At 38.1% G+C, this 26,380-nt stretch carries 22 protein-coding genes and 1 pseudogene; 20 read left to right on the top strand and 3 right to left on the bottom strand.

The window, feature by feature from the left end; translation table 11 throughout:
* Positions 1–245 precede the first annotated feature (245 nt).
* From mnmE to rsmG, 3 genes are all read left to right on the top strand, one after another.
* Positions 246–1,622, top strand: a complete 1,377-nt coding sequence (gene mnmE, locus DL897_RS12020; RefSeq protein ID WP_113659392.1) for a tRNA uridine-5-carboxymethylaminomethyl(34) synthesis GTPase MnmE — start codon at positions 246–248, stop codon at positions 1,620–1,622.
* A 105-nt stretch (positions 1,623–1,727) separates the two neighbouring features.
* Entirely contained in the window at positions 1,728–3,611 is a 1,884-nt protein-coding gene (gene mnmG / locus DL897_RS12015; protein ID WP_113659391.1) for a tRNA uridine-5-carboxymethylaminomethyl(34) synthesis enzyme MnmG, read from the top strand.
* 160 nt (positions 3,612–3,771) lie between these two features.
* A complete protein-coding gene (gene rsmG, locus DL897_RS12010; RefSeq protein WP_420824136.1) occupies positions 3,772–4,488 on the top strand; it encodes a 16S rRNA (guanine(527)-N(7))-methyltransferase RsmG in 717 nt (238 codons plus the stop codon).
* Positions 4,489–4,582: 94 nt separating this feature from the next.
* Here the strand turns inward: rsmG and DL897_RS12005 are convergent, their stop codons facing one another.
* Together DL897_RS12005 and DL897_RS12000 are read right to left on the bottom strand one after the other, a co-directional pair.
* Complete coding sequence (locus DL897_RS12005) at positions 4,583–6,145, bottom strand: hypothetical protein (RefSeq protein WP_113659389.1); 1,563 nt, start codon at positions 6,143–6,145, stop codon at positions 4,583–4,585.
* 307 nt (positions 6,146–6,452) lie between these two features.
* Positions 6,453–7,640: a ParM/StbA family protein gene (locus tag DL897_RS12000; RefSeq protein ID WP_113659388.1), complete on the bottom strand. Its 1,188-nt coding sequence runs from the start codon at positions 7,638–7,640 to the stop codon at positions 6,453–6,455.
* 723 nt (positions 7,641–8,363) lie between these two features.
* On the opposite strand from DL897_RS12000, the gene noc reads away from it, so the two are divergent.
* From noc to DL897_RS11975, 5 genes and pseudogenes are all read left to right on the top strand, one after another.
* Positions 8,364–9,182: a nucleoid occlusion protein gene (gene noc / locus DL897_RS11995; RefSeq protein ID WP_113659387.1), complete on the top strand. Its 819-nt coding sequence runs from the start codon at positions 8,364–8,366 to the stop codon at positions 9,180–9,182.
* Positions 9,183–10,917: 1,735 nt separating this feature from the next.
* Positions 10,918–12,180, top strand: a complete 1,263-nt coding sequence (locus tag DL897_RS11990; RefSeq protein WP_113659386.1) for a reverse transcriptase/maturase family protein — start codon at positions 10,918–10,920, stop codon at positions 12,178–12,180.
* A 190-nt stretch (positions 12,181–12,370) separates the two neighbouring features.
* Positions 12,371–13,087: pseudogene (locus tag DL897_RS11985) on the top strand (ParA family protein); the annotation flags it as partial.
* A complete protein-coding gene (locus DL897_RS11980) occupies positions 13,080–13,958 on the top strand; it encodes a ParB/RepB/Spo0J family partition protein (protein ID WP_113659384.1) in 879 nt (292 codons plus the stop codon). The pseudogene DL897_RS11985 and the gene DL897_RS11980, both read left to right, overlap by 8 nt.
* Positions 13,955–15,094 (top strand): aminotransferase class V-fold PLP-dependent enzyme, encoded by a 1,140-nt coding sequence (locus DL897_RS11975; protein ID WP_113659383.1) that lies wholly within the window; start codon positions 13,955–13,957, stop codon positions 15,092–15,094. The genes DL897_RS11980 and DL897_RS11975 overlap by 4 nt, the downstream gene beginning before the upstream one ends.
* A gap of 265 nt (positions 15,095–15,359) precedes the next feature.
* Here DL897_RS11975 and yyaC read toward each other — a convergent pair whose 3' ends face one another.
* On the bottom strand, positions 15,360–15,953 hold the full coding sequence (gene yyaC, locus DL897_RS11970) for a spore protease YyaC (RefSeq protein ID WP_240627408.1): 594 nt from the start codon (positions 15,951–15,953) through the stop codon (positions 15,360–15,362).
* 77 nt (positions 15,954–16,030) lie between these two features.
* Between yyaC and DL897_RS18895 the strand changes: the two genes are divergently transcribed.
* The 12 genes from DL897_RS18895 to DL897_RS11915 all read left to right on the top strand — a co-directional run bounded on the left by DL897_RS18895 (position 16,031) and on the right by DL897_RS11915 (position 26,307).
* Positions 16,031–16,162: a hypothetical protein gene (locus DL897_RS18895; protein ID WP_276308586.1), complete on the top strand. Its 132-nt coding sequence runs from the start codon at positions 16,031–16,033 to the stop codon at positions 16,160–16,162.
* A gap of 507 nt (positions 16,163–16,669) precedes the next feature.
* The gene (locus tag DL897_RS11965) at positions 16,670–16,894 is read left to right on the top strand and encodes a DUF951 domain-containing protein (RefSeq protein WP_113659382.1); all 225 of its coding nucleotides are present in this window, start codon (positions 16,670–16,672) and stop codon (positions 16,892–16,894) included.
* 110 nt (positions 16,895–17,004) lie between these two features.
* The gene (gene ychF, locus DL897_RS11960) at positions 17,005–18,105 is read left to right on the top strand and encodes a redox-regulated ATPase YchF (RefSeq protein ID WP_113659381.1); all 1,101 of its coding nucleotides are present in this window, start codon (positions 17,005–17,007) and stop codon (positions 18,103–18,105) included.
* Positions 18,106–18,272: 167 nt separating this feature from the next.
* Positions 18,273–18,563 carry a 30S ribosomal protein S6 gene (gene rpsF, locus DL897_RS11955; RefSeq protein WP_113659380.1) on the top strand — a complete coding sequence of 97 codons (291 nt, stop codon included), beginning with the start codon at positions 18,273–18,275 and terminating at the stop codon, positions 18,561–18,563.
* 43 nt (positions 18,564–18,606) lie between these two features.
* Positions 18,607–19,095 (top strand): single-stranded DNA-binding protein, encoded by a 489-nt coding sequence (locus tag DL897_RS11950; protein WP_113659379.1) that lies wholly within the window; start codon positions 18,607–18,609, stop codon positions 19,093–19,095.
* Positions 19,096–19,139: 44 nt separating this feature from the next.
* Entirely contained in the window at positions 19,140–19,367 is a 228-nt protein-coding gene (rpsR, locus tag DL897_RS11945) for a 30S ribosomal protein S18 (protein WP_093227487.1), read from the top strand.
* Positions 19,368–19,484: 117 nt separating this feature from the next.
* Entirely contained in the window at positions 19,485–19,796 is a 312-nt protein-coding gene (locus DL897_RS11940; protein ID WP_113659378.1) for a MazG-like family protein, read from the top strand.
* A gap of 7 nt (positions 19,797–19,803) precedes the next feature.
* On the top strand, positions 19,804–20,724 hold the full coding sequence (locus tag DL897_RS11935) for a DUF2232 domain-containing protein (RefSeq protein WP_113659377.1): 921 nt from the start codon (positions 19,804–19,806) through the stop codon (positions 20,722–20,724).
* A 336-nt stretch (positions 20,725–21,060) separates the two neighbouring features.
* Positions 21,061–23,022, top strand: coding sequence for a DHH family phosphoesterase (locus tag DL897_RS11930; protein WP_113659376.1), 1,962 nt, complete (start codon positions 21,061–21,063; stop codon positions 23,020–23,022).
* Position 23,023: 1 nt separating this feature from the next.
* A complete protein-coding gene (rplI, locus tag DL897_RS11925; protein WP_113659375.1) occupies positions 23,024–23,470 on the top strand; it encodes a 50S ribosomal protein L9 in 447 nt (148 codons plus the stop codon).
* Positions 23,471–23,542: 72 nt separating this feature from the next.
* Positions 23,543–24,889 carry a replicative DNA helicase gene (gene dnaB, locus DL897_RS11920; protein ID WP_113659374.1) on the top strand — a complete coding sequence of 449 codons (1,347 nt, stop codon included), beginning with the start codon at positions 23,543–23,545 and terminating at the stop codon, positions 24,887–24,889.
* Positions 24,890–25,017: 128 nt separating this feature from the next.
* Complete coding sequence (locus DL897_RS11915) at positions 25,018–26,307, top strand: adenylosuccinate synthase (protein ID WP_113659373.1); 1,290 nt, start codon at positions 25,018–25,020, stop codon at positions 26,305–26,307.
* Positions 26,308–26,380: the final 73 nt, after the last annotated feature.

The raw sequence follows: 26,380 nt of genomic DNA, 5'->3' as shown, positions 1-26,380 counted from the left end.
ATATATGAATGACTATTTGTCTTAAGAGAAACCCTTTTTAAAAATGGAAATAATCATGTTATAAAGTTTGTTTTACTTGAAAGGGAAAACCCGGCTTATGCATAGCCTATAAAATTTCGTTTTCACTATTTGGTTTTCTGTAGGAAATTTATCCCTGAAACTCTCTGTTTGGAGAGTTTTTTTGATTGGGTTATATGTGTATGATATGATGAATGAAAAAGTGAAGAGGCCTTTGAGGTGAAAGAATGGAAACCGATACAATTGCCGCAATTTCTACTCCACCTGGTGAAGGTGGAATCGCTATTATTCGTGTTAGCGGTCCCGAAGCGATACCGATTGCGGATCAAATATATCATGGGAAAAATAATTTGGAGAATGTTCCTACACATACAGTGCAATATGGGCATATTGTTCATCCTCAAACGAAAGAGCGGATTGATGAGGTATTAGTTACCGTCATGCGTTCCCCCCGTACTTTTACACGGGAAGATGTAGTAGAAATTAGTTGTCATGGTGGGATGATTCCTGTACAAGCTACATTAGAAGCATTGCTTCTTTCAGGAGCGCGTTTGGCGGAACCGGGTGAATTTACGAAGCGGGCTTTTTTAAATGGTCGTATTGATTTATCTCAAGCTGAAGCTGTGATTGATCTGATTCGATCAAAAACCAATCAAGCAGCAAAAGTAGCGATACAACAGGCGGAAGGTCGTTTATCACGGATGATTCGCCGTCTACGTCATGATATTGTTGAGACGCTTGCTCATCTAGCGGTCAATGTGGACTATCCTGAATATGATGCAGAAGAACTAACCAGTCAATACTTAGTCCAGCGTTGTGAGTCCATTCTAAAAGAAATCGATCAGTTATTACAAACAGCGCGTCAAGGGAAGATATTGCGAGAAGGTATAGCTACGGTTATTGTAGGGCGTCCCAATGTTGGGAAATCTTCTTTGATGAATACATTGACTCAAGAAAACAAAGCAATTGTAACAGAAATACCCGGAACAACGCGAGATGTAATCGAAGAGTATGTCAATGTACGTGGGATTCCCTTACGCTTGTTGGATACAGCAGGAATTCGCGAAACAGAGGATGTCGTAGAACGTATCGGAGTAGAACGTTCTCGCGAAGCCCTTGCTCAGGCGGATTTAGTGCTACTTGTACTTAATTATGCAGAGCCTCTAACCGATGATGATCGAAAACTACTTCGTTTATTACAAGGATATACAAAAGTCGTGATCGTAAATAAGGTTGACCTCCCAAGGCGCTTGGACTTAGAAGAAGTTCAATCATTGATTGGAGAAACCCCACTAATTACTACATCGATTAAAGAGGAAAAAGGAATTGATCAACTAGAAGAAGCGATTGCTCGTTTGTTTTATTTGGGTAAAATGGAAATGACGGATCAGACCTATGTTAGTAATACCAGACATATCCATTTGCTAACTCAAGCAAAAAAGAGTGTACAAGAAGTATTGAACGGAATTGAATCAGGAATGCCTTTAGATATGGTTGAGATTGATTTGAAAAATGCTTGGCAATATTTGGGTGAAGTGATCGGAGAAGCTGTAGCTGAGGATTTGATAGACCAGATTTTTTCCCAATTTTGTCTTGGTAAGTAATCATAGTAAGGATAGTCGATGGGAATATGTTGTATTTTTTGATCCAAAGACTTGCTTATATTTAGAAATACGAAGTTTACAACCAATGTATTTGGGGGTGAGATGATGACCTATCCAGCGGGAGAATATGATGTAATTGTGATTGGTGCTGGTCATGCTGGTTGTGAAGCAGCTTTAGCAGCTGCTCGTATGGGATGTTCAACTTTATTAATCACGCTTAGTCTAGATACAATCGCTTATATGCCTTGCAATCCTTCTATCGGTGGCCCAGCTAAAGGGCATGTCGTTCGGGAAATCGATGCTTTAGGTGGGGAAATGGCTAAAGTCATCGATAAAACCCATATTCAAATGCGGATGTTAAATACAGGGAAGGGTCCGGCGGTATATGCCTTACGCGCTCAAGCTGATAAAGTACTTTATCAGCAAGCGATGAAACACGCTCTGGAGACGGAGCCTAATTTAGAAATTCATCAGAATATGGTAGAACACTTTATAGTAGAAGATGGGAAATGCAAAGGAGTTGTGACTCGAACAGGTGCGCAATATTCCTCAAAAACAGTCGTTCTCACTACAGGAACCTACTTACGTGGTCGTATCATTATTGGTGATTTATCTTATGAAAGTGGTCCTAATAATCAACAACCATCTATTAATTTAGCGCATCATTTACATGAGTTAGGTTTTGAGACAGTTCGCTTTAAAACAGGAACACCACCACGTATCAACCGTAAATCAATCGATACAGAACAGATGGAGATCCAGCCGGGTGATGATGTTCCACGTGCTTTTTCGTACGAGACAACGGAATTTATTATGGATCAACTTCCTTGTTGGTTAACTCATACGAATGAGCGTACACATCAATTTATACGGGAAAACCTACATCGTGCTCCTATGTATTCTGGTGCGATTGAAGGAACAGGTCCACGTTATTGCCCTTCGATTGAAGACAAAATCGTTCGTTTTGCAGATAAGAATCGTCATCAGATATTTATCGAGCCAGAAGGAAGAGATACTGAGGAGATGTATGTTCAAGGTTTATCAACCAGTTTACCTGAAGATGTACAACTTCAACTGTTACGAACGATTAACGGTTTAGAAAAAGCAGAAATGATGCGAACAGGGTATGCGATCGAATATGATGCAATCATCCCAACCCAGCTTTGGCCTACCTTAGAAACGAAAATCGTAGAAAACTTGTTTACCGCAGGACAAATCAATGGAACATCAGGTTATGAAGAAGCGGCAGCACAAGGAATTATGGCTGGTATCAATGCCGCTAGAAAAGTACAAGGAAAAGATCCGGTAATTTTAGATCGTTCTCAAGCGTATATTGGTGTTCTTATTGATGATCTAGTAACTAAAGGGACTGAAGAACCGTACCGTTTGTTAACGTCACGGGCAGAGTATCGCCTACTTCTTCGTCATGATAATGCAGACTTACGGTTAACAGAGCTAGGATACGAAATTGGTCTCATTCCTGAAGAACGGTATCAACGATTTGTAGCAAAGCGAGAAGCCATTGAGAAGGAGATCAATCGCTTACGCCAAACCAAAGTTCGTCCTACTCCAGAGGTGCAAGCTATTCTTAAAAAGATGGGAACATCACCTATTAATAATGCAATCGAATTGGCAGGTCTAATTAAGCGTCCGGAACTCGGTTATCAAGAAATTTTGCAGATGGCACCTTTAGCTGAGGCGATCCCGGAAGAGGTAGCAGAGCAAGTAGAAATTCAGTTAAAGTATGAAGGGTATATTAAAAAAGCATTACAGCAAGTGGCGAAAATGAAGAAAATCGAGGAAAAACGCATCCCGGATTGGGTAGACTATGCTAAAGTAGCAGGTATTTCTTCTGAAGCACGTGAAAAACTGGAAAAAGTACGTCCAATTTCATTAGGACAAGCATCTCGGATCTCGGGGGTCAATCCAGCCGATATTTCGATTTTGATGATCCACATTGAACAAGGAAATAAGGCAGTAAAAAAATAAAACAGCTACATTGTATCATTCATTACAAGAGTGAATGGAGTAACGATGAGTGATGGATTGAATTAGAGGGCAACCTCATAAAACAATTTGAGCAACAAATCATTTCTGGTGAGGGTCTGATCCATTATGATCAGACCTTTTTTAAGGAGGATCGATGGTGATAGAAGGAGATTGGCTTAAACAACAAATAGCGGATTGGGGTATTAGCTTAACAGAGGAACAATTATCTCAATTTGAGGTATACTATCAACATCTTGTGGAAACCAACCAATGGATGAATTTAACAGCAATCACAGATCACCATGAAGTTTATGTCAAGCACTTTTATGATTCATTAACGATCATTCGTCACATTCCAATTAAACAAATTCAAACAGTCATTGATATTGGAACAGGAGCAGGGTTTCCTGGTATCCCTTTGAAAATTGCCTTCCCACATATTCGGTTAGTTTTATTGGACTCATTAAAAAAACGGATTGGCTTCCTGCAAGAAGTGGTGAATAAACTGAATCTAAAACAAGTTGATTGTATTCATGGTCGCGCAGAAGATTGGGGACAAAGTCAAGGACTTCGTGAGTCTTTTGATTTGGTAACTGCTCGTGCAGTTGCAAGACTAAATATTCTTGCGGAATATTGCTTGCCCTTTGCCAAAGTGGGTGGACGGTTTATAGCGATGAAAGGGTCTCTTATTGAAGATGAAGTGTCCGAGGCAAAAAAAGCATTAGTGCAACTAGGAAATGCTACAGTTAAAACTATAAACTTATCACTTCCAGAGGGAATGGGAGACCGTCATTTGCTATTGATTGAAAAGAAGAAAAAAACACCCAAAATATTTCCGCGTCGTGCCGGAATTCCAGCTAAGCAACCGTTAAAGTAATAAGAGATTTTTATTAATTAATACGTATATAAATAGCCATTAGTACGTAATATGCTTTAATAAAAATAAGCAGCACATTCGTTGCTGCTTATTTTTATCCTAAATTATTAATTAAATTATGCAAACCACGTAAGGCGATCTTTCGCTTCTCTATTTTATTCATTTCTTGCCTCTTTCGGCTGCTATGAGAGAATGGGGTAAAAAACTCCTCCCATTGGTTATAACCATAAGCATCTTCAAATTCAATTGTATCTCTTTTTAATGTAGGAGAAGAGTTCGTATTTAGTTCTGAATTATAATTAAAATCAGCCATATCGATAATTTCATCTTCGGATTGCGGGAAGTAGTCGGAAGCTAACGGTTTTGATTGTTGGTTGTTAGCCTCAGTTACAGGTGTTGATGAAGGAGGATTATCCCTTGCCTGAGGTGGACGGTTTACGATATTGGCAAATAAACGGTTCTTCTTTTTTGCTCGGGAACGTCGCCGAGAGGTAAAGGATTCTAAAGAAAGAGATTCTGGGGAAATTTCCTCTTGTTTTTCAACAGTTAATCGCTCTCTTGATTCAGTTTGTTTAGTGATATCTTCATTATTTCCTTGGATGGCTTCTTCTTCCTGTTGTTCTAATTCAGAATAGGATAATGAATGTCTACTTCTACCTAAGAATTTCTTTCTTAGCTTGACTTCTCGATCATATTCAGATGAATAGGTTAAAGATTCAGATGAGTGCTCATGTCCGTTCGTATCAGTTTCCTCTTGAATCGATTTTTGAATAGGCTGTTCATCTAAACTTTCAACAGGTTCGGAAGCAATATTCGTATCAGTTGATTTAGGTGATTTCGATTCCTCTGTTTCCGGCTTCACTTCTAAAGTAGAGGAGAATGCTTGATTAAATGAAGAACTGTTGTCCGAATCTACTTGGTTTTTGCGTCGAAACAGTTTTTTTCTTAATGATAGTTCTCTTGCTTTTAATATATCCAATGTTTTTTCATTATTAGAATCCGTAGTATCTTTATTGGGTTCTGATAGAATAAAAGGTTGTATCTTTTGTTCGATAGATGAATCATTTACTTCGGTCGAAGCTGTTTCTCTGTGACTATGGTTTACCTCGTCCATGACTTTCTTGGGAACAACAACTTCTTCTTTCATCTTTTCAGTAGGTTCTTCCACTTCTAATACTTCATCAAATGCTTGTAGAACTTTTTCAAGATTTTCTTCTTTATGCAGAGAATTATTTTCCTCTGTTTTGGAAACATGATTTATTTCATGTTTTTCCTTTTCACTCTTTAGTACAGTTGATTCAAATTTTGTAGGCTGTGCTTGTTCTATTTCTTTTGATTGAACTTCTTGATCTTTCATAGAGCTTACTTCTAAAGATTCTTCATGTTGCTTGGCTTGAAACATATATGTTCTTAACTCATAAGTTGAAGTATTTAATGTTTGTGTATGTGCTAAAATTTTGAAAGGTTGTTTATCTTCATTCCGCTCATCGGAAGTATACTCATAAGGTACTTGGACACTCATGGAAGCGATAAGTTCAGGTTGTAGGTTGATGTATAAGACACGTTTACCTTGTTCTTCTAAACCCTGAATGATCTCTTTTCCATTTTCTCCAGATCCCAATAATATGAGATCAAATAGCTTTTCATGCTGAGACATGTTTGGCTGCTACTAAAAACATAGATAATAGTCCATTAAAGTGAATACTACCTAAAACAGGGCAGGGTGTGATGGAAAATATAATGGATGGATATTCTCCTATTCTATGGACGACTTTCTATGTTCTAAGTAACAGTTTGGCACCTCCTTTAACATAGAATAACTTCCTAGACTCCTCCATTTATTATCTCTCTTTTTTGTGGGAATGGCTAGTTCCAATTTATAATATTATATTTTCGTTCTCCTTTTGCTCACATTTTATATATAAATTAATACCCCCAAAAATTCTTTTTGGGGGTATTTCCTACTATTTTTTTGCTACTTTTTGTTTTTTAGATACTACTGGTTCATTAGCTGTATCAGGAGTAAACTCTTGTTGAATTGTAGCTGCTGCTTCTAGAAGATCTTTAACAGGTACAGCTTTAGATTTGGATTGAGAGAATTTGCAGAGACCGAAACCATTGGCAAATTGGGCTTCAATTCCATAGTCTTCCGCGAAGATCAATTTATCACCAAATCGGTCACGATAGAATGGTTTGAAAGGAATCGATGCACCACCTGTAAGAATAATGTAGGTAATATCATCACCGAACTCGAGACGATTCCATACTTCATCAACTAAGCTTTCCCCAACTTCTTTGATAGATTCTTGTACGATTGAGCTGATATCATGAATCTTTCCTTTAAAGCTGATTTCTCCGGAACTTACAATTCGTGGCAAACTCCAAATAGGATATTCTTTTCCGTTTTGTTCTGAGTCGACACTGCGCGTAAATTCTAATAACTTTTTAGATAACCGTTGATATACAGTCATCATGGCATAACGGGAAGTGAAGCTTTGACGTTTAATGATGGTTTCGCCATGTAGAGTTTCAATATCAGAAGTACCAAAACCTAAGTCGTTGATACTAACTTTTTGAATAAATAAATCCTCATTTAACAGATTTCCTTCTCGGTCTAAGGCAATATGGAATAAAGTAGCCATAGGTTGGCTAATAACAAATAAATTTTCTTTTTTAATTTCAAACTCAATTTTTCTATAAGGGAGATTACCTTGTTTAACTTCAAAACTATGTTTTCCAATAAGGCGACGTTTAAGATCGTCTTTATAGTCTACATAGCTATCTGTTGGTAATGCTACGGAGACAATCGGCTCTGTATTACCTTGTAACATCAACCCGGTACTCACTCTGAACATAATGAGATATTCTTGTTCGCGGAACCAAGTTGGGCTAAATAAACGACGTTTGTGTGAATCGAATAGTTCATCATCACCTGATTGTTCAATCGCTAATTTTCCGACAAACCATTCCCGATCCCCATCCGCTTCTTTATACATAATGTTATGAGGATCATTATTGTAGGTAATTTCTCCTACACGGTTAGGAACCACCATATTACGGATAAACATTTTATAAAACTTTCCATTAGCACGGCTAACAACTTTGGTACCATAGTATCCTTGGTCATTGCCTATGTAAACAGGAATACTCATCTGATTTTCCTCCTTTTATCTTCCTGTGAACGATTCTATCAATAGCTAAGTATAAGGGTCAATAAGGTATAGTCGATTGTTAAATTTCATTCTATTATTTTCATTTTTGCATGCTCTTTTTTTTACTTGATTTAAAAAGCTAGAAAGGAAAATAATTTTAGATTGCTTACAAAGCCTCCTTATTTCATGTTTTTTTTCACTTTTGTTTCACACCTAATCAAGGTAGAGCAAATAAAAGTCGTTAAGCTGAAGAAAAGGATAGTTTTTATCAGCATTATTTTCTTATATAAGAGGATGAAGTTACAAATTTGTTAAATTTCCATTTTTCGATGATTATCAAATGGATGACTTTATTTACTTTAATCAAAAAAACAACATCATTATGAGATGTAGAGTAAGGAACGCATGATACTTGAAAGTAACTCATATCAAAATCTATTTATAAATGTTTCACGTGGAACATGGAAGTTTATTCACAAAATGTGCTATATAATGGATATTCAGTTTCACTCCTACTCAAAAATAGAGAAATTCAATTAGCTAAAAAGGAAAATCGGGCTTGTTAGTATTCTCAAATGTTTCACGTGAAACATGAGAAGGTAGTTAGCATTAGGTAGCGAATGTAATATATTGGTTGGGTCATTCTTTAGTCAACCTGTAATATAGCTTGATTCTCTTAATTATTGTTGTTTCTTGCTATCTGGGAAAAGGAGGGGAGATGAGATGAAAGAATCCATTACACGCTGGTTTAGCTTAGGGGAAAAAGGTCATGAGATGGTAAGGCATATCCCAGTTGAAGAAATTGAACCAAGCCCTTATCAACCGCGTACGTTATTTAACGATGAACGGATTGATGAATTATGTCAAACCATTCAATCACACGGAATTATCCAACCTATTGTTGTTCGTCGTAAGGAAAATACATATGAATTGATCGCAGGTGAACGGAGGCTCCGTGCAGTCAAAAAGCTTGAGTTGTCCACGATTCCTGCAATTGTAAGAGAGATGACAGATAGTCAAGCTGCATCTGCAGCACTCATTGAAAACTTGCAACGTGAGGGTTTAACGTCGATTGAAGAAGCGTATGCTTATCAAAAATTAATTGAAATCCATCATCTCACACAAGAGAGTCTAGCTCAACGATTGGGTAAAGGACAATCAACTATTGCTAATAAGTTAAGATTACTACAGTTACCCAAAGCGATTCATGACGAACTTCTTAAACGAAAAATTACAGAAAGACATGCAAGGTCCTTGTTAGCCTTGAAAAGAGAAGAGTTACAATTGCTTGTTTTACAGGAGATACTGGATAAGGATTTAAATGTAAAGCAAACTGAGGAGAGAGTACGCAAAATATTGGAAAATGAAAAACCAAAAGATAAAAAAAGAGGTCGACGCCGTGCTGTTTCAAGAGATCTACGTATTGCGGTTAATACCATTCGGCAATCCATCCATATGATTCAAGAGTCTGGAATGAAGGTAGTGACTGATGAAAATGAGCATGATGCCTATTATGAGTTAGTTATAAGAATCCCTAAATAAGGATGATCTTATGGAAGCTATTTTATGTTGGACTAACTCCAACTTTTTTGAAAGCCAATGATTGGGGGATGGACTACAATATGTTTAAGATATAGGGGTTATACAAAATAGCTCTTCTAATAGAAGTAAAGGTTACCCTCTTAAACTCCATCACTCATCGTTTCCTTACTCACTCCCATAACTTTGATTAGTCCATAGAGTTTCGAATTAAGTATAACTTTTGAAGTGCTCTTTCTCTATGGGAAAGGTTGATCCTACATAAAAATGATTCGCGGTTTTATCTAGAAGTTATTTGGACTTTTGAAGTTAGTGACATGACCGTGTATAGGAGAACTTCTGTATTATTGGGTAGACAGATATTTAACTCTCTAAATGTTAGATGGATAGAAAGTTTCCGTAAAATCATTTTCTTAGGAGATGGCAAGAGCAAAATTTTGTGTTATCGTAAAATTAATCTACTATCTGCTGGTAGATCTTGTTGTATCAATTACTTTCTTGGAGAAAGAGTACATTTGAGACAACTAGATCTATCAGGAGCATGTTGCATCATTCGAGCCAAAACTTAGATCATTCCTAGATGAAGCCATGAAGTACTTTTGTGTGGGAACGACTTTTCCCCAAGGAACAACTTTATGGACCGATTAAGGCTATGGGAGTGAGGGGGGAAGCGATGAACGGCTGATTAAGAGGGCAACCTCTATTCGGACTATTCATCTATAGACATATTGCTCAGATTAAGTAAAGATCTTAGCAAGTGGGAGTTATTGTAGGACGACTTTTACTTAAGAAACAAAGAGCTTCAAACAGTAAATCTCAGAAGATCTATAACTCGGAGCTCTCAAATGGAAAGCAGTGGATTTTTTAAAGGGCAATATTGTCTACAAACAGAAGAATAAAATGGGATCATTTTTCCTGTTTCGTGTAAAGATGATCCCTACTACTTATCTATCGTAGTAATCAATTGCTCTTAAAACAGGAACTCAATTCGTTTGCTATTTTACATCGTATTTTTTTGAGATTGCTATAAGATGGTCCTTGTTATTTAAGTTACCTTAGGAAAATCATTTGTCCTAGACACCATTCTCATCTGGACAAGACTATATCAAGCTTCCAACCAAAGTAGGCTACACACTTAATTGGGTTCTTTGTGAGAGAGATGTGAGAACTAAGAGAGGTGAATCATATGGGGAAAATTATAGCGATTGCTAATCAAAAAGGTGGAGTTGGCGTGCGTCCGTAAGGGTCTGTAAATATTGCCCAATGAGGGCTCAGGATTAGAGAGGGATCCTGATGGCCAACTGACTTACCTGAGATGGAAACATCAAAGGGGACCATAGCATGTCAGTAAAGCATATGACTTATGAAATTAGCTAATAAGTTGATATGCAAGGCCAGTGGAGTGATATGGTCAAGGCTAAACTGCTTTAAACCCAGCTTCTTCGCTTAAACTACCAAGGTGTACGAAAGCTAATCGAAACGTACACGGGAGGGATTGTAAATGGGTTTGCCAACACTATTTACACTCTCTATCTCTTCCCAGCGTATCGTTGATACGTCAAAGAAGCGAACGGGAACCTAAGTCACTCCCTTTGTATTTACATGAGCTAAACGGAGACAGCCTAAGGCATTATCGCTAAGGCTGCGGAGCCTTCATAGTAGTTTGAGACTTGGGAAAGCCAGTCACGTGGCGAAGGAAGGCAGATTGTCGAAATGATAAATTACGGAGGTATGCGAAATGCAGAAGGCCAAAGTAATCTTATCATTACTAGGTCAGAAATCTAGTAAGAATGCAAATTTTATATTTCAACGAGTATATCGCAATCTATTTCAACCTAGTTTTTATCAACTTGCACAGCAAGATTGTTCAAGAAAATTGAAGATGGAAGTGATAGAAGAGATTATTGATCAATTGCGGTATGAACGGTATTATCCAGAGCCTCTTTCCCTAGAACAAAATAAAGGATGTCATACAGACCAGTTAGTTCAAAAAGTATTATGTTTGCTCATTGAAGCTATATACCAACCCGTCTTCATAGAAGCGGCTATAGGCTGTCGAAAAGAAGTTCCTATAGAAGAAGTGTTGTATCAACTAAATCAATTTGCACCAGAATCTAATTGGGTAATCAAAGGAAAAATCAAAAACTTATTTGCTCAAATTTCTCACCCTATCCTGCTACAACTGTTATATAGAAAAATTGCAGACGGTCGGTTTATTGAGTTGGTACATCGTTTTTTACAGGCGGGCTATTTGAAACCTGATTTTGTAAATAAAGGTTCGTTAGGAGAGCTAAGTCGCCTATTGGCTCATATTTATTTACATCCGTTTGATCAATGGATGAATCATTATGTGCAAAACATAATGATTCAGGAAAAAGTGGAATATATTCGCTATCACGATGAGTTTCTTGTTTGGATAACGGGTACCAAGAAGACTGCTATCCAAATAAAACAGCAGATGTTGCAATTTTTAGAGCAGCAATTAGAGTTGACACTTGATTTAAATACAAGTAAAACTGCCTTTATTCATGATGAGAAGGTAGAATTTCTTGGCTATCATATTGTTAAGTCAACAAATAGGAAGCTCCTTTTTTTAATTCCACATGAGATTATTCAATCTAAGCTTCATCCATTTATGAAAAATGGACAGCCTATTCACTTTTCAGCGTGGCTTCATTTTCCTGTATCAGAGATTATTCGTCGATACCATACTGAAATAAGTGGTCTGTATAGCTATTATTGTTATGCTGATGATGTAAGTAAAAAACTGGGGAAATTTCGCTATTATCACTTTCAAAGTTTATTAAAAACCATTGCGAATAAAGAAAAATGCTCTGTGAAAAAAGTTCTTAAAAAATATGGTCTAATCGTAAGTGCTACTGGAAAACAAACAATTGGAGCAAAGTATCATACTGTGAATGGAAAAGAAAAAATAATGATCTATTTTCCACAACAAATCAAACGAAGATCAATAGACCCATTAGCACGGAAACCATTGTAATCACCTGACCTAGCGACAATTGGAGAGCCGAATACATCGAAAGGTGTACGTTCGGTTCGGAGGGGGATACTAGAAACCTGTATATGTGATCGGTAGAATTTGTTTAAGTCGAATCAGGATATTATCTGATAAGTGGCCATAAGCGAATTATTTTAGGATGCATATATAAGGCGCTAGTTTTCTACCCTACAAAACAACAACATCCATTAACCTAGCAGCAAGTTTAGCTTCCTTGGGGAGAAAAGTACTCATTGTAGATATTGATCCGCAAGGAAATACCACAAGTGGTTTAGGAATCCATAAACCAGATGTAACTAAGTGCATTTATGATGTACTTATGAATGAGACAATACCCAATGAGGTGATTATATCAACCTCTGTGAATAATTTGTGGGTCATTCCTGCAACGATTAAGCTTGCTGGTGTTGAGATTGAATTAGCCCAAGCTATTTCCCGTGAGTTGAGGCTGAAAAGGGCTTTATCATATGTCAAAAATGATTTCCACTATATCTTTATTGATTGTCCACCTTCTTTAGGTATTATTACGTTGAATGCTCTAACAGCAGCTGAAACAGTCATGATTCCCATACAATGTGAGTTTTATGCGCTAGAAGGATTAGGTCAATTGTTAAATACGATTCGCTTGGTTCAAAAACATCTCAATAAATTTTTAGGGATTGAAGGTGTTTTGCTAACGATGTTTGACAAACGAACGAATCTATCTGTTCAGGTTATGGATGAAGTAAAAAAATATTTCGGTTCAAAAGTTTATACGACAGTGATTCCTCGAAATGTCAGATTAAGCGAAGCTCCTAGTCATGGAAAGCCGATCCTAATGTATGATGCGCGTTCACGTGGTGCGGAGTGTTATATTGACTTAGCTAAGGAAGTGATTAGTCATGAGTAGTAAAGGCTTAGGAGATGGAGTCAAAAGCTTAGGTTTAGGTGCTTTATTTCCGCAAGTTGAAATTTCAGAAGAAGATGTAGTTAAGCAAGTTGAGTTAGATAAATTGCGTCCAAATCCATATCAACCACGCAAGCATTTTGGAGATGATTTGATCGAAGAATTAAGTGATTCTATTAAGTTACATGGGATTATTCAACCACTGATTGTAAGAGAGAGTATTAGAGGATATGAAATTATTGCTGGAGAACGTCGATTTCGCGCAGCTAAGAAGGCAGGTTTAGCGAAAGTACCTGTAGTAGTTAAAGAGTTAAATGATGATCAAATGTTGGAAATTGGTTTAGTAGAAAATTTACAACGCGAAGATTTAAACCCGATAGAGATTGCTTATGCTTATCAAAAACTAATGCAACATTTTTCATTAACCCATGAACAAGTATCGACACGTGTCGGAAAAAGCCGGTCGCATGTGACAAACTTTCTTCGGCTTTTACAGCTACCAGAGGAATTACAGGAAGATGTTTCACGTGGAACATTGTCAATGGGGCATGCACGTGCATTATTAGGACTTAAAGATGCCCAGCAACAAAAAAAGTTGGCAGAAAAAGTTAAGCAAGAAAATGCAAGTGTTCGTGAATTGGAAGAATGGGTACAAAAAATAAATCAATTACCTGTAAGAAAAGAAAAACAAAAATCAAAAGGAGAGCTTGACCCCAGTCTTCGTAGATACGAAGATATGCTACAACAATTATTAAGTACACCCGTCAAGATAAAAAAAGGTCGGCGTAAAGGGAAAATTGAAATTGTATATCATTCAGAACGGGAGCTAGAGCGCTTAGTAGAGTTATTATATCAGGATCAGGTGATAGGATGATTTATCTAGATAATGCAGCTTCGACTTGGCCCAAACCTAAAGGTGTTGCAGAGGCAGTTAAGCAAGCAATTGAGGAGTACGGAGCCAATCCTGGACGTGGAAATCATCAATTAGCTTCTAGGGCGAGCCAAACTATTACTCGGACTCGAAATTTATTATCTCAATTGCTAGGAGTAAAAAATCCTAGCAATCTTTTATTTTTCCCTAATACCACTTATGCATTGAATCAAGCAATCAAAGGGCTTATACAATCAGGAGATCATATGATTCTTACTGGTTGGGAGCATAATGCAGTCGCGCGCCCAGCTTCCTATTTACAAAAGCAGATGCATGTACAAACGACTTGGATTACGTATGATAAGAAGGTAGGTTGGGCTAAGCAAGTAGCCAATGCTATTCAAACTAATACGCGATTAATTGTTACTATTCATGGTTCCAATGTAACAGGAGATATTTTACCGGTTGAGGAAATTGGAGACGTAGCGCGCAGGAAGGGAATTTTTTATTTAGTTGATGCAGCGCAGACGGCCGGGTTGCTTCCGATCGATTTGGAAAGGCTACCCATTGATTTATTAGCTTTTCCAGGGCATAAGAGTTTATTTGGACCACAAGGAACAGGTGGACTTTATGTGCATGAGTCCGTTTCACTTGTTCCTATGATCCAAGGAGGAACAGGAAACCGCTCTGAACAGTTAGAACAGCCAGTAGAAAAACCGATTGGATTTGAAAGTGGAACACCTAATACACCTGGACTTGCAGGATTAGGAGCTGGAGTCGAGTTTATTTTGCAAACAGGAATCGATCAAATTTATGAACATGAGAAAAAATTAACCCATCTGTTATGGGAAGGACTAGCTAGTATTGAAGGTGTAGAATTATACACTTTGGAGCCACCGAAACTCCCTATTATTTCGTTTAATTTAAGAAATGTAAGTGGCACTGAGGTAGCGATGATTCTTGATCAACATTATCAAATTGCTGTTCGATCAGGTTTACATTGTGCTTTTTTAGCCCATCAGCAAATGAAAACAGGTCAAATTGGTGCTATACGTGTAAGTCCGGGATATTTTAATACAACTGAAGAGATTGCCTGTTTTATACGTGCTATCCAAGAGATTAGTCAAGCATTTATTTAGACTAAATGGAGGTTGGTCACTGGATCGGCTGCTCTTCGCTCTCATGCTAAGAATGACTTAGGTTTGGATGAAATGATGCAATTGTTCCCAAAAACCTATTTAAACCATAAAAAGAAATAGATGTGCCGAATAAGTAAGGTACCAGTAAACAGCTTCCTTATTATTCGGCGACTTCCTATTGAAACAATTACCGAATCTTAGTAAAAGATTAGATAATTGATCACTTATGTTTTCTTCCTCAAAGAGCCCAGAATGCCTAGAAAACTTATAAGCTTGAGGAAGTTTGATTGGTTGAAGTGGCCATTAAAATAGAAGAAGAAATGACTTCTGCCATCTTCATTACAACACTTAAACGTGTATTTTGTAGAATGATATATTCCATAAACCCAGAAACATTAACGATTCCTTTAATATGAATTTGTCCGATTTCGGGTAGATCCTTTTTTACTCCTGCTCCCGGTTTAATCGGACCTAACCCTACTTGAATCCAACCGACGCTTTTCAGATGACCTAGACAAGCATCGACTGCGATGATTGGAGATTTTGGATATTTGCTATGAATATACTGAATGGTATTTTGCAAGTTTAGAGCATGAACAGGCTCGTCAAGTGTGCCAAAAATCTTGATATGACTTGGGGCTTTTTTAGCTAGAAAAGAGCCGACTAAAGGACCTAATGAGTCACCCGTTGAGCGATCTGTTCCTATGCAAACACATATGATCCGAGATTCGGCTTGAAAATCATTAAGCGCATAAGAAATATGATCAGAAAAAAGCTGACTAGCATGTGGATGAGTATATTCCATTCTATATGGAAAGGTTAAGGTATGAGTTTGCGGAGCCAAGTGAAACTCTCTCATTTTCGCTACCTCCGGAAAATTCATCCTTACCAGTATACGGAAAGTAGGAAGAAAATATACGTGGTGAACGATTATCGATGCTATTGTCATCACGACTTAGTATTGTAAGGAAAAAAGAGTATGAGGGAGAAACCGAAGAACATCTGCAACATATGAATAAAGAGGCGATTCTTACTAAGCTACTCCATACATGGGGATTTCATAAGTAGGTTAATCCATCAGAATATCATCGATCTATATTTTTAAAAGAGATGGTCGTCTAAAACAGTCACCAAATACAACAATTCGGCTCTTGTTCTATCTATGATTAAGGGGATAAAAAGAGTGATGTCTCAACGAGATACAATGAAAAGTCAATGATATTATAAATCGACTTACAACAGATATATTGGATTTAAAAGCAGGATTTAATTATATATACCCTCAAATATTTTATAATAGTATAAATTTATGTAAAATGTTTTTAGGATAGGTGGCTATCTCTAGATAGGTAAAGATATAAAAGAATAAATGGTGATTGTTTAAAGGTAAACGTTATTGAACCACGAGGATTGTTGGAATCCTTTCTTGCTTCAGAAATATTCCATGAAATATTTACTTTAACCTATTGCAATGTTGGTTTTTATCTTTTAAATTAAGGCAAAGCGCATTGTCTAATAAAGATGTGATTGAAGCTACCCTTCAAATCCGACTGATTTGAGAAAGAGTGATCTTTTGTGCAAAAAAAGCAATTTGCCTTAGGTGATATTGTGGAGATGAAGAAGCCTCATCCCTGTGGAACGAATGCATGGAAAGTCATTCGGATGGGTGCGGATATTCGAATTAAATGTACAGGCTGTGATCATAGTATACTCTTACCTCGTCGCCGTTTTGAACAACGAATGAAAAAAGTATTAGTTTCAGCGGAGCAGACAGAAAGTCAAGTAAAGGATCGCGAATAAAGTAGCCGCTTATTGGGAGCGGCTGTTTTTTTGGATATTAATTTTCTTATATAATGAAGAAGTTGCCTTCAATTATTGTGCCATTTGGAAGAGAAGAAAAGGGGTGCCGTATGGGACTAACTACAGGGATTGTTGGATTACCTAATGTAGGGAAATCCACACTATTTAATGCTATTACACAAGCTGGAGCAGAATCAGCGAACTATCCATTTTGTACAATTGATCCCAATGTAGGAGTGGTTGATGTACCTGATGAGCGGTTAGATCGCTTAGCGGAAATCGTAAATCCACAGCGCATCATACCTACATCGGTACAGTTTGTAGATATTGCTGGACTGGTTAAAGGAGCTAGTCAGGGTGAGGGATTAGGAAATAAATTTTTGTCTCATATTCGTGAAGTTGACGCCATTATTCATGTCGTACGTTGTTTTGAAGATGAAAATATTACTCATGTAGCAGGAAAAGTGGATCCAGCCAGTGATATAGAAACAATTAACTTAGAATTGGTGCTGGCAGATTTGGAATCTGTAGAAAAACGTTTGGAGCGTGTAGCTAGGCAAAAAAAGAGTGGGGATAAGGCAGCGATCCAAGAGCATGAGCTATTGACACGTTTACAAGAAGTTTTAGCGGAGGGAAGCCCTGCACGCTCACTCGACCTAAGTGATGAAGAGAAACTCATAATAAAGAGTCTTAATTTATTAACTCTGAAAAAAATGCTTTATGCAGCAAATGTTGGTGAAGCAGAAGTAGCAGATCCTGAACAAAATCCCTATGTTCAAATAGTAAAGCAAATTGCAGCGAAGGAAGGGGCGGATGTAGTTACAGTAAGCGCACAAGTCGAAGCTGAGATTGCGGAATTAGATGCAGAAGAACGAAAAGCGTTCTTAGCTGAGCTAGGATTAGAAACTTCAGGCCTGGATCGTCTGATTAATGCTGCTTATCGCTTACTTGGATTAATTACCTATTTTACAGCCGGCGAAAAAGAAGTTCGAGCATGGACCATTCGTGAAGGTACGAAAGCGCCTCAAGCTGCTGGAGTAATTCATACCGACTTTGAGCGTGGTTTTATACGGGCAGAAGTGATAAGTTATACTGACTTAATTCGTGTAGGTTCATTAGCCCATGCACGCGAGAAGGGTCTACTACGTTTAGAAGGAAAAGATTATGTAGTACAAGATGGGGACATTATTACCTTCCGATTTAATGTTTAGCATGTTAACTCGTATCTATTCTTAGCCTAATGATTGCGGGAAAGGCATATGGTTTAGTTCTTGCTACGAACCCTACTTTTTGTTAAAATATATTATCGTGAGTATTTATTACTCCTTGCTCTACGAAAAGAATGTAGAGCCGTAAAGTCCAGAAGGAGGTGTAGAACGTGCGTAAATATGAATTAAACTTCATTGTACGCCCAGATGTGGATGAAGAAACACTAAAAGCAACTCGTGAGAAAGTACAAGCTGTTATTACAAATGGAGGCGGAGAGATCCTAGAAGAACAGGATTTAGGGAAGCGCCGCCTTGCTTATATGATTGATAAATACCGTGAAGGTATCTATACAATCTACAGCTTTAACGCAGATGCTGATGTAGTTTCTGAATTAGATCGCGTAATTAACATCAATGACAATATCATCCGTCATTTAACAATCAATGTCGATGAGAAATAAAAACACAAAGGTTAGATCATCTAAATAAAGGGGGAGGATGTCAATGCTGAATCGGGTCATCCTGATTGGACGGTTAGCGCGTGATCCTGAGCTTCGTTATACTTCGAATGGCGTAGCAGTTACTCGTTTTGTCGTTGCTGTTAATCGAAGTTATACCAATCAACAAGGAGAACGGGATGCTGACTTTATTCCAATCGTAACTTGGCGGGGACTTGCTGAAAACTGTGCCAATTATATTCGTAAGGGCTCTCTGGTCGGATTAGAGGGGAGAATTCAAGTGAGCAGCTATGAAAATCAGGAAGGTCGTACAGTTTGGACGACGGAAGTGATTGCTGATAGCGTACGCTTTTTGGATTCCTCGAAGAGTCGAGCTGCTGGAGGACCACCTGATGATTTCCGCCCAGACAACTATGGTGGCAATAATAATTATGGTGGAAACTCTTATGGCAATAACCGTCAAAAGCCAATGGATGATCCTTTTGCTGATGATGGAAGACAGATTGACATCTCCGATGATGATTTGCCTTTCTAGAAAACGGATATAGATGAGCTTATTGATAAAGGAGGGACTTGAAGATGGCACGTCGTCGCGGTAATAAACGTCGTAAAGTTTGCTACTTTACGGTTAACAAGATCGACTATATCGATTATAAAGATGTCGATTTACTTAAAAAATTTATCAGCGAGCGCGGTAAAATCTTACCACGTCGTGTGACAGGGACTAGCTCCAAATACCAACGTCAGCTAACCCGAGCAATTAAAAGAGCACGTCAAATGGCTCTCTTACCATATACGAATGATTAATTCTTTTAAACAGGGGTATTTGATTTTACCCCTGTTTTTCGTATACAAGCAGGAAAACGGCCGAAGGTTGAAGAAAGTTCAACTAGATGTCTTTTACGTTAAAGGAGTGCAAGACTGATGAATCGGCCGGAGAAAGGAATGCAGTTTGCCAAAAATATTAAGGTGATCGATTGGCTCAAAACAGATATGTTGAATCAAATTGCTAACTTATTTAAGGGATTATATTATGCCAATCGTCATATTCTTATAGATAGCTTATCTAGCCTGATCGTATCTACCTATATTTTGGCTAGGCGAATGGGATTAAGCTTTCGTGAGTTAGATCAAGCTATCATTGATAAATTAAGAGAACATAAAAATGAAGGTCACCAATTGGAACAGTGGTATGGTGATCTTTCTTCACTTGAAGAGTATATGAATAAGAGGTGATGGGAGCGTGACTGAGCAGCCTAGAAAAGCAAATAAAGACCTCTTTTTCCTTTCTGTGATGTTTATCTTACTTCTAAGTCTATTTCTAACTCCCTTTATGTTATTTGCGTTTTATCTCCTCCCTCTCCCCATTTTCTTATTAGTAACAAGGTTTCGCCCCACTTATGGATTGCTCCTAGCAGCTCTAGCTGGAGGACTCACGGCCCTTTGGGGATGGAGTGTTGGAGGAGTTATTATATTATTCGCTTTGATCGTTGGGATTAGTATGGGGATCATGTATCGTAAGAAGGAAACAACTGGAACTGATGTGGTGCTAGCGGGCCTAATTGCTAGTTGTGTAGGTATATTGGTTATTTTTGGGGTTTCCTATCTCTTCATTCCTGGATTTTATGATTGGATCGATTTATTACAAAAGGAATTGATAAAAGTTTATCAGCAGGGAAAAGAAATAGGAATAGGTACAATTGATCCGAATTATATACGTTTAAATCTATTTTTACCAGTGATGATACTTTTAATGGTCCCTCCAATCTCCTTTATCAACTTTTGGCTAGGAAGAAAATGGCTAAGTCGAAGAGGATTTGAAACTAAAAAGGTTCTCGCTTTCAGAGACTGGCATTTGCCGAAAGTGTTTTTTTACTTTTATATGGTGATCATGATCGGTTATTTACTAAGTGACTGGATTGGATCCAAAGTATTAGACAATTATTTAGGTGTTTTGTTTATCTTGCAATTTTTATTTATGATACAAGGACTTTCCCTAATCGCCTTTTGGCTACACTATCGTAATAAACGCAGAGCTTGGTTAGTTTTGGCTTTTTTTATGTTGTGGACTCCGCTATCGATGTTTATCCAGCTTTTGGGAGTTGTTGATGTAGGCTTTTCCTTGCGAAAATGGATATTGGAAAAACAAAAAAATAAAGACTGAAAGATCAACAAGGAGTATAGCTTGGTTGGGGCTATATCTTGGGCAAATTTACTTTTAAACCAATAGTTGCGATCTAAAAGAACTAGGGTAAAATAAAACTAAGTCTAACAGTGTATACGCCGTATGAAATGATTAAATCTTTATACCCTATGTTAATAACCCATCCTTTTTGAGAAAGATCCACTTTCGTATAGGGGAAATTTACTTTTGAACAATCATAGATGTTCTATTTGATGGCATACCATCTTTGGGTGGTATGAGTGCGATAGATTTAGTTTGTTTTAGTGATTCTAGTAATGAATGTAGAGAACGAGTGCAATTTGAGGGGATAAAGAGATGCCGAGATTTGTGTTCCAAAGATGGTATGGGTATCATATGGTTTTTGCCATGTGTTTTTGCCTGATTCTCATTGCGATTCTTTCGATTTACAACTGGATGATTGGAATCCTTGGCTTATGCCTGTTTTTTGTACTTGCACTCGTATTGTATCGAGCGGAACAAGTATTTCGTAGAAACTATAACCAGTATATCCTAACGTTATCACACCGGATTAAAAATGCTGGCCAATCAGTTTTAGATGAAATGCCAATAGGAATGTTACTTTATGATCGTGAAGGACAGATTGAGTGGCATAATCGCTATGTTCAAGACATTCTAAATCAGTCTCGTTTGATCGGTCTTTCTGTCGATGATATATTTCCTGAGCAAAAACAAAAGAAGCAAAGTGACAAAATTTTTCAGATTCAAATAGGTAAGCGATTCTTTGAATTACTTCATCAAGCTGAAGAGCGCCTTTACTTTGTTCAGGATGTCACTGAGTTTGTAAATTTAAAAGATAAATATGAGCGAGAACAAGTTGTTTTGGGTTTTCTTCATTTAGATAACTTAGATGATGTAGAGCAAGGTTTATCTGATCAAGAGATGACTTCACTTCTAAGCAATGTTTGGAGTGCTATCTCTAATTGGGCTGAAGAGTATCAGATGACTTTAAAACGGCTAGATACAGATAAAATGTTTTTTGTAACTGAACAAAGATCACTCAGAAAATTAATTCAATCACGCTTTGATATTCTTGATGTTGTTCGCGATATGACTCGACAATATAAAATTCCTTTAACCTTAAGTATTGGAGTTACAAGCGTTGGAAAAACCATGATCGAACGATCAAGGAATGCTCAGTCTGCTTTAGAAATTGCACTTGCTCGTGGTGGTGACCAAGCAGCAGTACAAAATCCAGAGCGAACTGTCTTTTTTGGTGGTAAGACAAATGCGGTAGAGAAACGGACTCGAGTACGAGCAAGAGTGATCTCCTATGCTATGGGGAATCTCATTAGAGATAGTAATCGTGTTTTGGTGATGGGGCATAAAGAACCAGATATGGATGCACTAGGGGCAGCCATTGGAGTTGTGAAATTTGCCTTAATCAATGATTGCGAAGCATACATTGTCATGGATGAAGCTAACTCAGCGATTGAACGTTTAATGAGTATTGTGAAGGAACATGATTATTTAGGTGATCATTTAATTTCTCCAGAAAAAGCTTTGCAATGGGTGGATGAACCGGATACCTTATTGGTCCTTGTAGATACTCATAAGCCTTCGCTCGCGATTGAGCCTAAGCTACTGGAGAAAGCAGAACGTATTGTAATTATTGATCACCATCGTCGTGGAGAAGACTTTGTGGATGATGCAGTATTGGTATATTTAGAGCCTTATGCTTCTTCTACTTGTGAACTGGTAACAGAGTTATTGCAATACCAAGAGAACCGTTTAGCCATGGACCCGCTTGAAGCTACCGCTTTACTTTCAGGAATTGTTGTCGATACCAAAAATTTTGCTGTACGTGCCGGTTCGCGCACATTTGAAGCGGCCTCCTTTTTGCGCCGCCACGGTGCAGATCTTACCATGGTCCAATCTTTATTAAAAGAAGATCTAGAACGATTTATAAAACGAGCAGAGATCATTAAGAATACCGAGTTATTTGAGCAACAAATTGCCATAGCAGTGGGAGCCTCAGATGAAATCTATGATCAAGTCATGATTGCTCAAACAGCTGACACTCTTTTGAATATGCAAGGAGTGATCGCCTCATTTGTGATTTGCCGTCGAGAAGAAGATCTAATTTCGATCAGTGCAAGATCCCATGGTGAGTTAAATGTACAGGTAATTATGGAGCAATTGGGAGGCGGTGGGCATTTAACCAATGCAGCTAGCCAGATTAAAAAGAAAAGTTTAGAAGAGGTTAAGAGACAACTTTTGGGGATTTTGAAAGATACATTAGAAATTGGGGGCAAGTAGAATGAAAGTCATTTTACTTCAAGATATAAAAGGGACTGGAAAAAAAGGGGAAATTAAAGAGGTCGCCGAAGGATATGCTCAGAATTTTTTATTCCCACGTAAGTTGGCAGTTGCAGCAACGAAAGGAAATGTGAATTCACTAAAAGAGAAGAAACGAATTTCAGAAGTAAAAAAAGAACAAGAGCTTGAACAAGCGAAGTTATTAGGGGAAAAGTTAGAGAAAATCACCGTTAAGCTTGCTACCAAAGCAGGGGAAGGCGGTCGTATGTTCGGATCGATCACTGCGAAACAAATTAGTGAAGAGTTAAGGAAAAAACATCAACTTCCGATTGATAAGAAAAAAATCTTATTAGAAGAACCTATTCGTTCACTAGGTGTAACAAAAGTCCCTGTCAAGTTACATCCTAAAGTTTTGGTTCATGTCAATGTGCATGTAGTAGAAAAGTAATCTCACCGATGATTAGGTGGCACTCCACAAGGGGGTGGGGTGCTTTTTTATTGAGTTTGGAGGTGAAAGCAAATGAGTGATTTATTTGCTGATCGTCTTCCTCCACACAATATTGAAGCTGAACAGGCGGTTTTGGGTGCTATTTTAATTGAGCCCTCTGTTTTAATTATGGTAAATGAACGATTAAGAGCCGAGGACTTTTATCGACAAGGACATCAAAAGCTTTTTCAAGTAATGAATGACTTAGCCCAGAAAGGTGAGCCTGTTGATTTAGTTACCCTGACTGCTGAATTACAAGATCGTAAATGGCTTGAGGAAGTTGGAGGGGTTGCTTATTTAACTGAATTGGCGGGAATTGTTCCAACAGCGGCTAACGTAGATTATTACGCACAGATTGTTGAGGAAAAAGCGACTCTGCGTCGGCTAATTCGAACTGCTACCCAAATCGCTGCTTCTGGCTATTCTGGTGGAGAAGATGTGGCCGATGTTATTAATGAAGCGGAGAAGAGTATTCTAGAAATTTCCCAGCGAAGGGTGCGTGGGGGTTTTATCCCCATTGGCGATGTATTAATGCAATCCTTTGAGCAAATTGAGTCGATGTACAATAGCCCAAAAGGGTTAAAAGGAACTCCTTCCGGTTTTGTAGATCTGGACCGAATGACCTCTGGATTTCAAAAGTCGGACCTAATTATTTTAGCTGCACGTCCAAGTATGGGGAAAACTGCTTTTGCTTTAAATGTGGCACAGAATGTAGCCTTACGTGCTGGACAAACTGTAGCCATATTTAACTTAGAGATGTCAGCTCAACAGTTGGTTATGCGGATCCTCGCCGCAGAAGCCAACATTGATGCCCAAGCATTCCGTACAGGTAATTTAAAAGAGGAAGACTGGGAAAAACTAACGATGGCAATAGGAGCATTAAGCGAAGCGCCGATTTTTATCGATGATACCCCTGGTGTTACTGTGTTTGATATTCGTTCTAAACTACGTCGTCTTCAAGCTGAACATGGTCTTGGTCTAGTCCTGATCGACTATCTTCAGTTAATTTCAGGTAGAGGTGTAGATAGTCGTCAACAGGAGATTTCGGAAATATCCCGTTCCTTAAAGTTGATGGCTCGTGAATTTGATGTCCCTGTTATAGCGTTATCTCAGTTATCACGTGCAGTAGAACAGAGACAAGACAAACGCCCAATGCTATCAGATTTAAGAGAATCAGGTTCGATTGAGCAAGATGCCGATATTGTAGCCTTTTTATATCGGGATGATTATTATAATGAGGAATCAGAGAAGAAAAATATTGCTGAAGTGATCATCGGCAAACAAAGAAATGGCCCAGTAGGGAAAGTAGAATTGCTGTTTCTCAAAAACTACAATAAATTTTTGAGTTTAGAAGTAAAAAATCATGATTTTGCCGAATAAATAGGTGATAATATTTGTTAAATGTTCGTATTTAATTGACCTGCCTAGGGATCGATTGATAAAATATAGTTGTAGTTCGTATCGTACGGAGCAAACAAAGAAGTAGATCCTGAAAAGGAGGAACAACAATGTCCACAGTAGTTGTTGTAGGTACCCAATGGGGAGATGAAGGTAAGGGTAAAATTACGGATTTCCTAGCTGAAAAAGCAGAAGCTGTTGCTAGATACCAAGGAGGGAACAATGCTGGTCATACCATTGTTTTCGATGGAACCCGCTATAAACTGCATACGATCCCCTCAGGCATTTTCTATAAGGAAAAAGTATGTGTGTTAGGAAATGGAATGGTAATTAATCCTGAGGCTTTAATTCAAGAGCTCGAATACTTAAAGTCTCATGGAATCGATGCATCGAACTTACGGATTTCGGATCGTGCCCATTTGATTATGCCTTATCATATTCGTTTGGATAAAGCTGAAGAGAAACGAAAAGGAAGCAATAAGATCGGAACCACTGGAAAAGGGATTGGCCCTGCTTATATGGATAAAGCTGCGCGTGCAGGGATTCGTGTTGGCGACTTGCTAGATCCTGAGATTTTCGCTGAAAAACTTAAAAGTAATTTGGATGAGAAAAATCGCATGTTTAAGCAACTTTACCAACTGGAAGGATTTACCTTTGAAGAAATTTATGATTCCTTCATGAAGTATGCAGAAGTGATTCGTCCTTATGTTACCGATACTTCAGTAGTATTAAACGATGCTATCGATCAAGGAAAGCGTGTTTTATTTGAAGGTGCACAAGGTGTTATGTTAGATATCGATCAAGGGACTTATCCATTTGTAACCTCATCCAATCCAGTAGCGGGTGGAGTTTGTATTGGCTCAGGTGTAGGACCTACCAAAATTCATCAAGTAGTTGGGGTAGCGAAAGCCTATACATCACGAGTAGGTGATGGTCCCTTCCCAACCGAACTTCATGATGAAATTGGTAATCGAATTCGCGAAATCGGAAGAGAATATGGTACGACTACTGGACGACCCCGCCGGGTAGGTTGGTTTGATTCGGTTGTTGTTCGCCATGCGCGCCGTGTAAGTGGTATTACTAATTTATCTTTAAACTCTTTAGATGTTTTAACCGGTCTAGATACAGTTAAAATTTGTACAGCTTATCGTTATCGTGGAGAAATTATTGAAAACTATCCAAGCAATTTGAGAGTCCTCTCCGAGTGCGAGCCTGTATATGAGGAGTTACCAGGATGGAAAGAAGATATTACTCAGGTACGTAGCCTGCATGACTTACCGCTGGAAGCTCTCCATTATGTAGAACGAGTGACTCAATTGACTGGAATTCCTTTGGCCACCTTTTCAGTTGGACCTGATCGTGATCAAACTGTGCAAGTACGTCCTGTATATATCAAATAGGATATGAAAAACCGCTGACAATGTTCAGCGGTTTTGTTATGGAATATTTAAGATGACAAAAGATAGAAAAGCA

Source organism: Thermoflavimicrobium daqui, assembly GCF_003313465.1.
In the GTDB taxonomy this organism is placed as follows: domain Bacteria; phylum Bacillota; class Bacilli; order Thermoactinomycetales; family Thermoactinomycetaceae; genus Thermoflavimicrobium; species Thermoflavimicrobium daqui.
This window is presented reverse-complemented; position numbering and strand designations above follow the sequence as displayed.